The sequence below is a fragment of the Gordonia otitidis genome (assembly GCF_020735545.1).
Lineage (GTDB): Bacteria > Actinomycetota > Actinomycetes > Mycobacteriales > Mycobacteriaceae > Gordonia > Gordonia otitidis.
In genome coordinates this window covers 874,357-887,634 of sequence record NZ_CP085974.1, presented here as the reverse complement: position 1 = coordinate 887,634, position 13,278 = coordinate 874,357, and the positions used below count along the sequence as shown (strand labels likewise).

General features: G+C 61.6%; 12 protein-coding genes and 1 pseudogene. 8 read left to right on the top strand and 5 right to left on the bottom strand.

Features of this window, described 5'->3' with window-relative positions; all coding sequences use genetic code 11:
* Positions 1 to 4: 4 nt before the first annotated feature.
* Positions 5 to 1,051, bottom strand: a complete 1,047-nt coding sequence (locus LK459_RS03930) for a helix-turn-helix domain-containing protein (protein ID WP_227921923.1) — start codon at positions 1,049 to 1,051, stop codon at positions 5 to 7.
* Positions 1,048 to 1,668 (bottom strand): hypothetical protein, encoded by a 621-nt coding sequence (locus LK459_RS03925; protein ID WP_227921922.1) that lies wholly within the window; start codon positions 1,666 to 1,668, stop codon positions 1,048 to 1,050. The genes LK459_RS03930 and LK459_RS03925 overlap by 4 nt, the downstream gene beginning before the upstream one ends.
* A gap of 207 nt (positions 1,669 to 1,875) precedes the next feature.
* Here LK459_RS03925 and LK459_RS03920 point away from each other — a divergent pair, with 207 nt between their 5' ends.
* The 6 genes from LK459_RS03920 (at position 1,876) to LK459_RS03895 (ending at position 7,725) form a co-directional block, all read left to right on the top strand.
* Entirely contained in the window at positions 1,876 to 2,694 is an 819-nt protein-coding gene (locus LK459_RS03920; protein WP_227921921.1) for an MspA family porin, read from the top strand.
* 751 nt (positions 2,695 to 3,445) lie between these two features.
* Positions 3,446 to 4,858, top strand: a complete 1,413-nt coding sequence (locus tag LK459_RS03915) for a hypothetical protein (protein ID WP_227921919.1) — start codon at positions 3,446 to 3,448, stop codon at positions 4,856 to 4,858.
* Positions 4,859 to 4,916: 58 nt separating this feature from the next.
* Entirely contained in the window at positions 4,917 to 5,207 is a 291-nt protein-coding gene (locus tag LK459_RS03910) for a hypothetical protein (RefSeq protein ID WP_227921917.1), read from the top strand.
* Positions 5,208 to 5,974: 767 nt separating this feature from the next.
* A complete protein-coding gene (locus LK459_RS03905; RefSeq protein WP_227921916.1) occupies positions 5,975 to 6,688 on the top strand; it encodes a hypothetical protein in 714 nt (237 codons plus the stop codon).
* Complete coding sequence (locus tag LK459_RS03900) at positions 6,688 to 7,086, top strand: hypothetical protein (protein WP_227921914.1); 399 nt, start codon at positions 6,688 to 6,690, stop codon at positions 7,084 to 7,086. Before LK459_RS03905 ends, LK459_RS03900 begins: the two co-directional genes overlap by 1 nt.
* A 153-nt stretch (positions 7,087 to 7,239) precedes the next feature.
* On the top strand, positions 7,240 to 7,725 hold the full coding sequence (locus LK459_RS03895) for a hypothetical protein (RefSeq protein ID WP_227921912.1): 486 nt from the start codon (positions 7,240 to 7,242) through the stop codon (positions 7,723 to 7,725).
* Between the two features lie 299 nt (positions 7,726 to 8,024).
* Here the strand turns inward: LK459_RS03895 and LK459_RS03890 are convergent, their stop codons facing one another.
* From LK459_RS03890 to LK459_RS03880, 3 genes and pseudogenes are all read right to left on the bottom strand, one after another.
* Entirely contained in the window at positions 8,025 to 9,416 is a 1,392-nt protein-coding gene (locus LK459_RS03890; RefSeq protein ID WP_227921910.1) for an IS256 family transposase, read from the bottom strand.
* Positions 9,417 to 9,461: 45 nt separating this feature from the next.
* Positions 9,462 to 10,292: pseudogene (locus tag LK459_RS03885) on the bottom strand (IS256 family transposase); the annotation flags it as partial.
* 596 nt (positions 10,293 to 10,888) lie between these two features.
* The gene (locus tag LK459_RS03880) at positions 10,889 to 11,116 is read right to left on the bottom strand and encodes a hypothetical protein (RefSeq protein WP_227921908.1); all 228 of its coding nucleotides are present in this window, start codon (positions 11,114 to 11,116) and stop codon (positions 10,889 to 10,891) included.
* A 642-nt stretch (positions 11,117 to 11,758) separates the two neighbouring features.
* On the opposite strand from LK459_RS03880, the gene LK459_RS03875 reads away from it, so the two are divergent.
* Both LK459_RS03875 and LK459_RS03870 read left to right on the top strand, forming a co-directional pair.
* Positions 11,759 to 12,031 carry a hypothetical protein gene (locus LK459_RS03875; protein ID WP_227921906.1) on the top strand — a complete coding sequence of 91 codons (273 nt, stop codon included), beginning with the start codon at positions 11,759 to 11,761 and terminating at the stop codon, positions 12,029 to 12,031.
* Positions 12,032 to 12,450: 419 nt separating this feature from the next.
* A complete protein-coding gene (locus LK459_RS03870; RefSeq protein ID WP_007240704.1) occupies positions 12,451 to 13,272 on the top strand; it encodes an SDR family oxidoreductase in 822 nt (273 codons plus the stop codon).
* Positions 13,273 to 13,278: the final 6 nt, after the last annotated feature.

Genomic DNA, 13,278 nt, shown 5'->3' with positions numbered 1-13,278 from the left:
CGCGCTACACGGTGCGCAACCGCCGGTCTGGGGAGAGAAAGATTGTCTCTTCAGCAGAACTACTGCGCCCACACAGACGGGCAACCTCGGAACGGGACAGGCCTCCACGGGTGACCAACGCATCACCGATACTCTCCGCCAGCCGAGGCGTTTCCGGAGGAATTAGCTCGTCATCAGGCTCGTTGGCCTTCCAGCCGCGTGAGTTCATCGAGCGATAGAAGCTTGTCCGTTCAGTCGCGCTGACCATTCCCATCCGGTAGGCGCGTTCGAAGATGGCTTGCATGGAAACGCCCCAAACGCGCTTCATGGCCCGGAGTTTGGCCGGTTTGAGCGCCGTCAGTTCAGGTCGAATCACATGTTCGGGCATCAGCAGTTCGGCAGCAAATTCATTAGCCTGCTGTTCGACATCTTCGGTGGCGAACTCGCTGTGGAGCACCAGATGGCCTAGCTCGTGCGCAAGCGTGAGTCGTTTGCGGGGCGTTGGCCGTGTGCTGTTGATGATCACGACGGGATAGTCCGCCGCCCACTGGGACATCCCGTCGATGCGTTGAGTCCCGAAGTCGTATTCGATCACCAGGATGCCTGCTGACTCCACCCAGGCCGTCAGGTTTCGCACCGGACCGATGGGAAACTTCCACTGCGCCCGCACGAGCCGGGCCGCATCGGGGGGCGACGTATCGAGCGGATCGAAGGTAGGAAGATGATTCTCCGGCCGCATACCAACCCGGGCCAGCAGGAATGCCGATCGCATGCGGATGAGGTTGAGCTGAGCCTCGATTCTGCGCCAGTCGCTGACCTTTGCCGTCTTCTGTCGACGCATGTGCGCATCAGCAGCGATGGCGCCCCGTAGACCGAACGCATGGGTCAAGAAGTCTGTCGACAGATCAAGCACACGGCCCAGTGCAGCCAACGTCGGAGGGTCGACATCGCGCTGACCGTTTTCGTATCGCGACAACGCAGCCTGAGTGACGCCGAGTCGCGCAGCGAGTTCTTCTTGTGTGATCCCAGCAGCTCGGCGGGCCGTGATGATCACGTCGCCGACATTGTTCATGCTCCGCTTTCGGTCCCATCTTCGTCCGCTTCGACGATCTCGCGAAGATCGAGCTGGGGCAGGTTCGGCTCCAGAGGTGTCCAGTCAATTGGAGCAGGACCCGATCCAGCGGCCTGGACTGGGTTAGCGTCCAACAAGACCGACCACAATGGGCGATCAACCTCTGTGCGGTAGGACAGGAGTGCACCCTTCACGGCAGCTTCATCGACATCCCATAGGTAGCCGAGTGCGAGGCTATGGGTCTCTGTGCCGGGGATCATGGCCTCATTGGTCCAGAAGGCCAACGCACCCGAAGTCGGATACGTGCTGATCTTCAAGTTGGTCCGGTGGCGCTTGAATCGGATCACGTACCGACCAATAATGATCTGCCGAGTCGGCTCGTGATCGATGATCTGAACCTCTGATTCGTCAGTGACCTCGCGAACCATTCGGTCCCACATGCGCTCATGGATGAAGTTCGCGACGAACCGTTTGGAGAAGGTGACGAACCAGGTAGGAAACGCGTCGCGGAATGCCTCCAGGTCGACCGCGGCCCCGTCGACTGCCTGAATGAATGCTCCAAGGAGCTTGTCGCCGAGGTCATCCACAACCTTCTGCGCATCAGGGTATGAATTCATACCGGAAAATATACCAGAGACGGCCCTGTTCTGCTGGAATGCTGAAGGCCAAATCTGGCTCGGCCATCGCGCGCCCGGAAGTGCCCTACGTGTCACTCTCGCGCCGACTCTGCCAGCATCCTTCTGGGAACCGGCTTCGTGGCGGGTTGTCGCATCCTGGTTTGGGCCTACACCACGGTCCCGTGGTTGCCATTCGGAGCTGGACGCGTGGCTCCGTCTGCCCGTTGGCGGCGCACGGTTTGTGCGAGCAAATCAATGGGTCATTGGCTTGCAAATCTGCTAGTCAAATTGGCGAAGGTGTTGCGGGCACACAGTTTGTGTGACAACCTTTCGATTCACTACAGCAAACTATTGGTGTTCATAGTCGGATTGGGGTGGATAGTGGGTCGAGCAGTACGGGCAATGGTGTCGATGGTTGTGGCGATTGCAGCGGTTGGCGGTGTCGCGTCGGCGGTCGCTGGTGGCGCTGAGGCCGCCCCGAATTCGTTTGCTGATCGGTCGGTGTCGAAGGTGACCGCTGATGGGTGGCGGATTACCGCCACCAAAGCCGGGGAGCGCATCCGGAGTGTGCCGCCGTTGAACCAATCCCCCTGGACCCGAGAGGGTTTTTTGTCGCTGGACGGTGAAGCATCGATCTCCGGGTCGGGGAAGGTCGCGGTGACAGCTGGAACGGTGTCGTCTGGTTGGCAGCTGGGCTGCAACACCGATGTCACCTCTGGTGTCACGTTGGGGGTGACGGCGGGGCCGACAGCGCAGATGTCGATCACCTATCCCCCCGCTCTCGTGTTGGGAGCCCAAGTGCTGCCCAACATTTCGGCCACGTTGAAGCCGGGCACGATCGCCGACATCCCGTTCGGAACGAAGAAGCTGGCGACATCCACAGCGGGTACCGAGCTCGATGATGTGCACGTCAAAGTTGATGGCTGTCTAGGTCCGGTCTCGTTGAGAGCGTATGTGACGGTCGCGGTGTCCACACCGACACATGACACGACGATCAACGTGTACGGCCAACCCCACTACCTGTAAACCCCGCTGCCCCCTTGTAACTCGTTGTCCAGCACAGAATTTGTCGGGAGACTGTGAGATGACCCCCACCCGCCACGCCGCCGCTGACGAGAATGTCGATCCGAATGCCGAAGAACGGCAGCCGATTTCATCGTTAACGATCGCTCTATTCGTGCTTGGTTGCGCGATGCTCGTTGCTGAGTCTGACGCATCTGACCGAGTGGACACAACGATGGGGAGAGGTCCCCGTCTTTCTTGCCCTGTTCTTGGTGTTGTCGTTGGCGGGTCGCTGGTTTTGGGCCGGAGTTGACGCGTTCATCGCCGCGATCCGGCATCAGTCGTGACCATCCCACACGACGGCTCGTGTAGGAGGTCGCGCAGCCGTTTTCGCCGCATCGCTGTTGGTGTGCTGGTAGCTGTGCTCAGTGGGGTGGGCGGCGTCATGCTGATCGTGGCCTCTGCTGTGGAAGCCCCGGCAGCCGCGCATGCGGATGCGTTGTGTGATCAGATGCGCGCCCAGTACGGGCCGAGTTGGCCATGCATCAGCGTCCCCACCTACAGTCCGCCGCCGACGATGAACACGCCAGCGCCTACCGCGATTGCTCCCGGCGACACATCTACGGGTGGACCACAAGTTGGTTCGAACGCCGGGCCCGGTCCGGGCGACGGCGACGGCACCCCGATCGCGCCGACTTCCCCACAAACACAGCCGGAGGCGCAGACTGGTGCACCTTCCCCAACAGCGACCCGGCCCCCTCTGACGTCACGACCGATGTCGAGTCCGTCGCAACCGTCGGCCGTGTCCACGCCCTCCCCGACCACTGATCCCGATACGCGTAGCGACACCCCGCAGCCCGCCCAGCATCACCAGAACTCGACGACTATCGGTGGACGACCTCGTGTGTCGGTGGGTGTGTCGGCGTTGCGGGCGTCACCTGATGCGCCGGAAACGGGTATTCCCGCCGCTGTGTGGTTGCTCGTCGGTGCTGCGGCATTGGCAGTAGGCACACCTCAACGGTTGCGGAGCATATTGACCGGCCCGGCATCGATCACACCCGCCCAAGCCGTCGATGACGCGCGCCTGGCGACGATCCTCGCCGACTACGAAGCGACCCACACAGTTCCGGTGATGATCGACGGAGTTGTTGCGGCACTGCCCGATTCGACCGACAAGGCTTCGATCCGCCAAGCCCTCCATGACGGTGTGCGGTACGCCAACGGCTACATCACGGGAATCCGATTCGTCGTCGACGACCTACCGGAGGGAACACCCCAGTTCCCGCTCTACCCCAACCATTCCCTGAGTGGCCGTGAAACACGCATCTTCTACCTCAACGGCGACAAAGCTATTCGAGCGCTCTCTGAACAACTCGACGACGAAGACCTACCCGTCGAAGCAAGGGCACGCATCCTGTTCGAGATGCGCAACGCGCTGCGCTCCAAAGCCCGCGACCTCATGGCCGACAGCGGCACCGCAGAAGACCTTAGGCGAGATGAACCGAACAAGACATGGGACGAAATGGTGGCCCACAAACGAGCTAAACTGCGCGCGAAGGGCCTCGACGACAGCGATGACGCTGTCTACGAGGACATTGCCAAAACGTCGTCGACCAGTCGTGGAACCGTCAACGACGCATATGGTTTCGACCCAGATAATCCGCCACCTATGACGCCGATCGAACCCGAACAATTGGCACCTGAGACTGAGTCACCACAGCCAGCCCCAAGTACTGACGACAGTTCCTCAGCCGAGTCGGAAGGCTACAGTCCGCCCGCTGGTGAGCAGAGCGAACCCGTTGGGCCAGAGTCCGACCCGCAAACGTCGGTGCCTAATCCTCCGGCAGTGTCTGATCCCGAGCCGCCGCCAGCCGCAGCACCGTCGGAGAACTCGACTCCCGCCGAGCCGCCACCGTTCGCGCAGTGCACACCCGACGATCCCGACGGCAACGGAGTCCCCGGATATCAGGGCCCCAACAATGATGGCCACGGAGGCACCAACTGGCAGCCCCAATCGGATGACAGTGAACACTCGCCCGGACGCGGAGGTTCCGGACCAACAAGCGACAACGAGGGAATCATCGGCGAAGACGGCCAACCCGAATCACCCCGAGGCCCAGACGAACTCCCCGGAGGCCGCGCACCGGAAGAACTACCCGAAGGCGGCATCCTTCCAGAAATTCCATAGTCAGACCGGCCACGACTTCCACGACATCGGCCTCCACGACCAAGGGAGAAGCACCGTAGTGAATCCGCACGACGTCGTCGACAACCTCGACGAACTCCTCAACGAACCGCTCCATTTCCAACCTGATCCACACGACAAGGGATGGCTCTCTGCTATCGCGCCGAACGGGAGAACGGCGTGGCTGCGCATGGACTACGACTTCCCCGACGTGAATCTGTGGTCGCTCTGGCTTGGTCACGGCCGCTGGTACGAGATGGAAGACCTCCCCGAGAAGTGGAGCAAAGGCTCTGGATGGCCCGACGACGCTCGCCCCCAACTACCCAAGGGCGAGTTCTACCAGACGGACTGACCCCACCTCGCGCGCCGAAGGACACAACCTCGCATCCGCGCGTACTCCGTTCCTTGGCCACAACGACCTGAAAGTAGGAGGGAACGAGCATGACACGACGGCACAGAATGCGTGTGCGGCTGGTCCTGGTCTGCAGTTCGATACTGCTGGCCGCTACCCCTGCCGGGGGCCTACTCGGAACTGTCCCGCCGACCGCGCATGCCGATGCGTTGTGTGATCAACTGCGCGCCCAGTACGGGCCGAGTTGGCCATGCATCAGCGTCCCCACCTAGAATCCGCCGCCGACGATGAACACCCCTGCCCCGACAGAAGCCGCTCCCGGCGACACCTCCACGGGCGACCGCAAGTCGGTTCGAACGCCGGACCAGGCCCGGGCGAGGGAGACGGCACCCCGATAGTGCCAGTGCCACACTCAGGAACGGGAACCGCTGATAGGTCGGGAGTCAATCCAGGACCGCCTGCCCGTCCGTCGGTACAACCTGGTGTGTCTGATCACCAGTTCCCGACGACGCCGTCAGCACCAGCCCCATTGCAGCAACGAGAGCCCGCTGTAGTACCAAACCCGCGAACGTCGACACCTTCGGCACAGACGGGAGGGCGTTCTCCTATCCCAGAGTCTGCCGCCGTAGGCACACCGAAAGCACCTGTCGAGCCGACGGCGCCTCTCGCTGCGTGGATCATTGCCGCAGCCGCCGCGATCGCGGGAGCAGCCTTCCCCCGGAGTCCGGTCGCTATTACGTGCGTCACCGACGCTGGCTGACGCCGAAGTGCCCTTCCCGATCACCGACGGGATTGACTACATCTCGGAGGGCCACAGCGCTCCGCTGAATGGAACATGGGGAGGCGCACAAGCACCCGACGTTACCGGGTCCGACGAAATGACATACACCAACACGGGACCGAAGACCGGCCGCGTCGACTTCTACGACACGATCCGGCCCGTGGGAACGGGGTCGACGAAGACCACATCCAACAAGATCGGCGTGTGGGTGAACGGCAAAGACGTCACCGATCAAGCTCAGATCACGCGGACCGGGAACGGCATCAGGGGCAGCATCAACGTGTCCGAGACCGATACTGTTCTGGTCCGCCATCAGATGACCACACAGTGGACCGATCAAGCCGGGACGGCGCAGCTCGACAGAGCGAACAACACCGATATCGAAGGCATCGTCAAAGTAGCCAACGACCACAATGTGATGGAGGACGCGCATTCCATCGCCTACAACAGCCATTCGTGGGCAGCGCATGAGGGACAGATTCCGGGTGTAACTACCCAAAACGACTACGAGAACATGATTTACAAAACGATGCGCTGGGCTCCACCGCAGGACCACAAGACACTGCCTCGCGGCCGCGAGGCATGGTGGGATGGGCAACGCGGTGTCATCGTCATCTACGACGGCTGGTCACAGGATGCCGGCACGGCATTCCGCCCAGACGATGGCCGCGCATACTTCGACAAACTGAAAGGAGTCTAATGACCGACAATGCAAAGTTGATCCGCCTAACTTTAGAGCAGGTAGGAATGCTGCACTCGGCCTGGCGCGAAGCCCACGAACTTGTTCCCGGACCCTACGTCAAGCACGTGTTCGGATTCGACAAATCACAACTCGACACCTACCTCGCTCCGCTCGATGACATGGCCCCGCGAGCCCTCACCGACGCCGAGAAAAGCGATGAAACACGTGTCGAACCGGAGCTGCGCGATCCTGTCGTCAGCGCGGAACAACTCCGAATTGGCGTCGAGTGTATGAAGCTTGTCTTCATGTTCATGCCAAGAGGTGAATTCTCTACTCGCACTGGATACTTGAAGAAAGAGTATCTGGACTTCATTATCGCGGTCGACCTTACCGGTAACCCGCCGACCTCCCCTTGACGGCTCCCGACACGAAGTAGTTCAGGGTGCGGTAGCTGCTTGCGGCAGCGAACTCGGCATGGTGCGGACGCTGATGGGTATGGGGCGGACCCGACGAAGGTCACGCGCGTCCGTTCCCGCATAACCTGGCTCTTGAGAGTAGGTGAGTTAGATATGGCAGTTCCGACGCACGTGGTCAACGCAATGGACTACGAAACCTGGATTGGACCGGACAAGGCGCTCTACTCGTTTCGCACGCCGCTTGATGCGCTCGATGGGCGAACGCGTTACGCACGGGTCATGTGGCGGTTGCCCCGTCCCGGTTGGGAGCAGGACTTCACGGACGCGGAAATCGCTGACGCTAAGACAGCTTTTCTGCAAGTGGGCGGCAGCGCTCAGGAGATGACTGTCGAGGTTCGTCTACCGGGCGGACAAGGCCGTACGGGACTATTCACGGTGGGTCGGTCTCCGGCAGCGGACTTGACGTCGCCGCCCTCAGTGACCATCCATGTGGGTGAGTACCCGACGCGGGTTTATCCGAACGAGGTTTTCGCTGCGGCCGAAGCGGCCGACATTTGGTTCTACTACTACAAAAACGGCACGGTGCCCCCGTCGTATGCGCTGCGGCCCATCGGGAACGGTGAAGACCAGACCGGGTGACACGCCCTAGGTCCGAAGTGTGACAGTGATGCGAATGTAGGGCTCGACTGATGTGGAACATGCCTGTCCACCTGGTCGACCGCTTTGCCGGCACTCTGACAGGTGCTGATGGCTCCGATCAGGGATCGTTCACCATCGGTTCGGTCCGGACGGAACTGTCGTGTTCCATGCAGGCCCGGACACACTGCACGATCTCGGGTTAGACAGCCGCACCATCACCATCAATCCCGACGGATCGAGCTTGTCAAGATGTCTGTGTAAGAACGTAACTCCTGATTTCTTGGGTTCGCTTTCGGTGTCTAGTTGAGGTGGGGTTCGATGCGGTCGGGGTAGGCCAGGGCGAGTTGTCCGAGGGCCTGTTTCCAGCTGGTCACGACTTGCCCTTCGACGAGTCGTCTGGGCGCTTTACGCTGACTGGCTGGCTTGCCGCGTTCCTTCTCGCGTTGCCTGGCTCGTTTGTCCTCGATGTCGCAGATAGCCAGCCAGAGCAGTTTGCGGACCGCGACGTCGTTGGGGAAGTGTCCTCGGTTCTTGATGACCTTGCGGAGTTGATAGTTCAGCGACTCGATCGAGTTGGTGGTGTAGATGACCTTGCGCAACTCGGGTGGGAAGGCCAGGAATGGGATGAATCTGTCCCAGGCGCGGTCGAAAGCCTGTGCCGCACTCGGATATGTGACACCCAACGCCGAATCTCGGAAGGTCTCCCATTCTCGGCGGGCGGTTTCGGCGTCGGGGGCGGTGTAGATCGGTTTGATCGCCCGGGCGACCTGTTTGCGGTCTTTGTAGTTGATGAACCGCATCGCGTTGCGGATCAGGTGCACGACGCAGGTTTGTACGGTGGCCAAAGGCCACGTCGCCTCGATCGCCTCGGGGAATCCGGTCAGCCCGTCGCAGCATACGATCAGCACGTCTTTGACGCCGCGGTTGGCCAGATTCGCGCACACCCCGGCCCAGAACTTCGCGCCCTCTTCAGCCTGTATCCAGATGCCCAGCACATGCTTGACGCCAGCCATGTCGACACCAATAGCTATGTGGGCGTGCTTATTTCGAACGTGAGCACCGTCTTTGACCTTGACCACCAGGGCATCGAGATAGAGGACGGGATACAACGCTTCCAGCGGCCGGCTCTGCCATTCATCGACCGCGTCGCAAACCTCGTCGCAGATCTTGGAGATCGTCTCATGCGACAGATCGGTGCCCACCGTGGCGGCCAGATGATGTTGGATGTCGCGTAACGTCATGCCTCCGGCGTACAGCGAGATGATGATGTCATCGAGGCCGCCGAGCCGACGCGATCCCTTCGGCACCAGACGTGGGGTGAAGGTGCCGTCACGGTCACGAGGGACCTTCAGCTCGACCGGCCCCGCCTCAGACGCCACCGTTTTCGGGGTTGATCCGTTGCGGGCGTTGGGCAGTTCCCGGCCTGCCGGGTCGCCCTTCTCGTAGCCGAGGTGATCGGTCAGCTCGGCCTTCAAACCGCGTTCGAGGGCGAGTTTGATCAAGCCCGGAATCAAGCCACCGTCCCCGGTGACCTGCACCTGACCCGAATCGATCTGGGCCAACAACTCATCGACCATGCCCGAGGCCTGCAACGCTTCGGCCACCTCCGCAGTCGAACGCGGCTCTGCGAGCTCAGGCAGCTGCGGGTGGTCGTCGTTGTCCTGCTGCTTGTCGTCTAACGCCATGCTCATAAATCTTCCTCTCACTAATGAGCACTGGACTTACACAGACCATCTGACACCCCCGGGGAATCCGGTCAGCCCGTCGCAGCATACGATCAGCACGTCTTTGACGCCGCGGTTGGCCAGATTCGCGCACACCCCGGCCCAGAACTTCGCGCCCTCTTCAGCCTGTATCCAGATGCCCAGCACATGCTTGACGCCAGCCATGTCGACACCAATAGCTATGTGGGCGTGCTTATTTCGAACGTGAGCACCGTCTTTGACCTTGACCACCAGGGCATCGAGATAGAGGACGGGATACAACGCTTCCAGCGGCCGGCTCTGCCATTCATCGACCGCGTCGCAAACCTCGTCGCAGATCTTGGAGATCGTCTCATGCGACAGATCGGTGCCCACCGTGGCGGCCAGATGATGTTGGATGTCGCGTAACGTCATGCCTCCGGCGTACAGCGAGATGATGATGTCATCGAGGCCGCCGAGCCGACGCGATCCCTTCGGCACCAGACGTGGGGTGAAGGTGCCGTCACGGTCACGAGGGACCTTCAGCTCGACCGGCCCCGCCTCAGACGCCACCGTTTTCGGGGTTGATCCGTTGCGGGCGTTGGGCAGTTCCCGGCCTGCCGGGTCGCCCTTCTCGTAGCCGAGGTGATCGGTCAGCTCGGCCTTCAAACCGCGTTCGAGGGCGAGTTTGATCAAGCCCGGAATCAAGCCACCGTCCCCGGTGACCTGCACCTGACCCGAATCGATCTGGGCCAACAACTCATCGACCATGCCCGAGGCCTGCAACGCTTCGGCCACCTCCGCAGTCGAACGCGGCTCTGCGAGCTCAGGCAGCTGCGGGTGGTCGTCGTTGTCCTGCTGCTTGTCGTCTAACGCCATGCTCATAAATCTTCCTCTCACTAATGAGCACTGGACTTACACAGACCATCTGACACCCCCGACGGATCGGCAACCACCACCGATCACGTCGGCACCGGCGGTGAGGCCGTCACCCATCCGACCCTGTATGGGGAGTTGCCGTGGCAACCGGCGATCACCCCACAGAAAGGTCCGCAACAATTCGGCACCGTTGCCAGCGCGATCGGGAGAGGCCTCTGGCATCCGTTCGGGGTCCTCGGCGACGAAGTCCTCAACAACTTTTACGGCCAACCCGAGCAGTTGATGACCAACCCAACAGTGCCGTACCAGCCCCCGCCCGACCGGCAACACAGCCTCGCAGAAGTTGGGCTTTCCACCGCCGAAATCGCCACCCTACTCACTCCACTGCCGAAAGGGTGGGGAGCCCTCGGCCGGATCGGTGAGGATGCAGGCGCACTCGCCGGGGCCAGCCGAATACCCGACCCGAGCGTCGGGGTACCACAAGGCCTGCCGTCATCGTTGCTGGCCAACCCCAGCTGGCACAACCTTCACACCGCACCACCCATACCCCACAACTGCCCCAAGACATCGCCATCAGCCCGAAAGCGCCAGACCCCCTGCAACTAAATCGGCCCGTCGGCAACAGCCCGACGCAGAACGCGTTCGTCCAGAACCGCATCCAGGAGCTCACCCGTTCTGGTCTTGCTCGTGATCTTCGAGTCAACCAGCAGCAACTCGACCAACTCGGCGAGCGGGTCGGCATCAACCGACCCGACCTCCAATACACCTACGGCGGACAGCGATTCGCCGAAGAATTCGATATACCATCCTCCGCACGCGGCCTCGTCCACCTCGGACGACTACTCGCCAACGACCCCAGCCTGATCGTCGGACTCTTCACCGTGAAATGAGAACCTTTACCGACGAGATAGCGTCAAGCGACGTCCACTCGCCGCATCAGCAACACCGCCGACGGCAACCGACCAACTCGCACGACCAAGCGACGAACTTGAAGAAAGGCACACTGACGTGACGGCCGATGACGCTGAAAAGACGCATTACCTGTTCGATGGGCAATTCGCGCCCATCACCTGGACAATCGGCTTCTTCAAAGCACCAGCTCGACAGTTGCCGCCGGGTTTGCAGACTGGCGCGGCGAGTACCTGGGCAGGGAGCGGGTCACGTCTACTGCTGTTGGCGATGGGTTGAGTGCCATGCTTTCACGGGTGCAACCCCTCTATCGAGGAGGCTTCACTCCACCTGAACTCCTCGTTGCGACACGTAATTCGGAGTGGACCGCATACTTCTCTGGGGGCTTCAGCGGTGTGGATGAGGGCCCGATGGGCGGCATGGCGCGCCGACTTGCGTGCGAAGCGGTGTTGGTGCATCTCGTTCCGGAGTGCACACCGTCGAATCCAAAACATCCCAATGGGGGCCGCTCGATTCTGTTGATGGCCGATCATCAGACAGACTGGCTGAATTACGCTCGCGGCGTGGCGGTCGGGCAGGACGGTGCACGGTGGCGTTTCGAGCAGCAGGGCGAGCCGTTACCCTTCGAGGACACATCGGCATATCAACGGCGTCGAGTGAAGGACCGGTTCACCGAGCAGATGCTGCTGGATTTCGCCGCCCACCTCGGCCTGTTCCCGATGGACGAGGACTTCTATGCCGACCACGGGGTGTTGGTGACGACCCGACATGACGCCGATGCTGACCGGTTTGCGATGACGTTGGCTCAAGTCCGCGCGAAATACGGTCTGTCATAAACTCGCCTGACGGCAGCGGGCAGCGTTCTTCTGCGTCGCCATCACCACGGTGACACAACAGCGAAAGGGCGCGGTCCAAGGCTGGACCCGCATGGCCCCAGGTCATCACCTCACAGTGGCAAGACGCTAGATCAACGTCGGGCGACAGTCACGATCACGAGAGCTTGACCGTGTTACGAAAACAGTCGAATCGTGTTACTACCCTCTGCGCTCCAGATGATCAACCTGCGCAGACAGCAACTTCCTCCAGTCCCACTGAGGCGACGTGTGGAGTCTACGGCAGCGGTAGTCCGCGACGGCAATGCACCTCGCGCCTCGATCGGCGTGAGGTGCATTGCGGGCTGCCGACGATGTAGGCGGGTTCGGCGCCGTATCACCCGTTCACCCGCGACCGCGTGGGTAGGCGATACGGTGAACCGGTGACCACAGCATCGTCTCCGCTCACCGTCCTCGTCACCGGCGCCACCAGCGGCATCGGTGAAGAAGTCGCCCGCCAGTTCGCATCGGCGGGCCACCGCGTGTACGGGACCAGCCGCCATCCCGACAGTGTGGCCGACCCCATCGCCGGAGTGACCTACGTCCGGCTCGACAACGCCGACTACGACAGCGCCGCAGAGTGTGCGCGCGAGGTCGGCGACGTCGACATCCTCATCAACAACGCGGGAGAGTCGCAGGCGGGCGCGTTGGAGGACACCCCGATCTCTGCCGTGGAGGATCTGTTCCGTGTCAACGTCTTCGGCCCCGTCGCGATGACCAAGGCCGTGCTTCCGGGCATGCGTGAACGGCGTCGCGGAACCGTGGTGATGGTCGGGTCGATGCTGTCGAGTTTCCCCGTCGCATTCCGATCGAACTATGCCGCAACGAAATCCGCGCTGAAGGCGTACGCCTTCGCCACCCGCCGTGAGGTCGCGCCGTACGGCATCCGCATGATCAGTGTCGAGCCCGGCACCATCGCGACCGGCATCGGTGACCGGCGCAGCGTCTACATCGGCGACGACTCGCCGTACCGTGCCGAGTACGAGACCCTCGCCGCCGCGACCCGCCACAACGAGGAAGAGGGCATCTCGGCATCGGAGATGGCACGGGTGATCGTCGACGCCGCACTCGCAGAGCATCCGAAGCCGTTCTACGCCAAGGGCAACTCCGCAGGCCTCGTGTTCCTGATGCGACGTCTGCTGCCGCGGCAGTTCATCCTCGATATGACCGCGCGTAAACATGGTCTGCGACGAGTGAAGATCTGAGTCGAC

Coding starts and splice junctions, on each gene's coding strand:
- LK459_RS03930 (WP_227921923.1), bottom strand. CDS start 1,051: ATGAACAATGTCGGCGACGTGATCATCACGGCCCGCCGAGCTGCTGGG.
- LK459_RS03925 (WP_227921922.1), bottom strand. CDS start 1,668: ATGAATTCATACCCTGATGCGCAGAAGGTTGTGGATGACCTCGGCGAC.
- LK459_RS03915 (WP_227921919.1), top strand. CDS start 3,446: ATGTCGAGTCCGTCGCAACCGTCGGCCGTGTCCACGCCCTCCCCGACC.
- LK459_RS03900 (WP_227921914.1), top strand. CDS start 6,688: ATGACCGACAATGCAAAGTTGATCCGCCTAACTTTAGAGCAGGTAGGA.
- LK459_RS03895 (WP_227921912.1), top strand. CDS start 7,240: ATGGCAGTTCCGACGCACGTGGTCAACGCAATGGACTACGAAACCTGG.
- LK459_RS03890 (WP_227921910.1), bottom strand. CDS start 9,416: ATGAGCATGGCGTTAGACGACAAGCAGCAGGACAACGACGACCACCCG.